General features: G+C 72.2%; 1 pseudogene. It reads right to left on the reverse strand.

Annotated elements, in window-relative coordinates:
* Nucleotides 1-835 (reverse strand): annotated as a pseudogene (locus tag EVC45_RS46065) (hypothetical protein); the annotation flags it as partial.

The raw sequence follows: 835 nt of genomic DNA on the forward strand, positions 1-835 counted from the left end.
CGCCAGCCGCCAGGCCGCCTCACGCAGGCCGCTCTCCTGCGGCCATCGCGACAGGGCATTGAGGCTGCTGGCCACTTGCTGGGCGTTCATCGACTCGCGCAGGCCGGCCTCCGAGGCCAGGCGACCGGCCAGCCTCAACGCCGCGTCCCGGGCGCCGCCCTCGTCCGGCCACTTCGCGAGGGCATTGAGCGCGTTGGCCACCGCCTGCGCGTTCATCGACTCGCGCAGCCCGGCCTCCGAGGCCACGCGACCGGCCAGGCGCAGCGCCGCTTCACGCGCGTCGGCCTCGTCCGGCCACTTCGAGAGTGCATTGAGCGCGTTGGCCACCGCCTGCGAGTCCATCAACCCGCGCGGCCCGGCCTCCGAGGTCAGGCGACCGGCCAGGCGCAGCGCCGCTTCACGCGCGTCGGCCTCGTCCGGCCACTTCGAGAGCGCATTGAGCGCGTTGGCCACTGCCTGCGCGTCCATCGACCCGCGCAGCCACGCATCCGAGCCCACGCGACCGCCCAGACACAACGTCGCTTCACGCGCGTCGTCCTCGTCCGGCCACTTCGCGAGCGCACCGAGGGCCATGGCCACATGTTGGGCTTCCATCGACTCGCGCAGCCCTGCATCCGAGGCCAGGCGACCGGCCAGGCGCAGAGCCGCTTCACGCGCGTCGACCTCATCCGGCCACTTCGAGAGCGCATTGAGCGCGTTGGCCACCGCCTGCGCGTTCATCGACTCGCGCAGCCACGCATCCGAGCCCACGCGACCGCCCAGACACAACGTCGCTTCACGCGCGTCGTCCTCGTCCGGCCACTTCGAGAGCGCATTGAGCGCGTTGGCCACTTCC

This window comes from Paraburkholderia sp. UYCP14C (assembly GCF_004197395.1).
GTDB lineage: Bacteria > Pseudomonadota > Gammaproteobacteria > Burkholderiales > Burkholderiaceae > Paraburkholderia.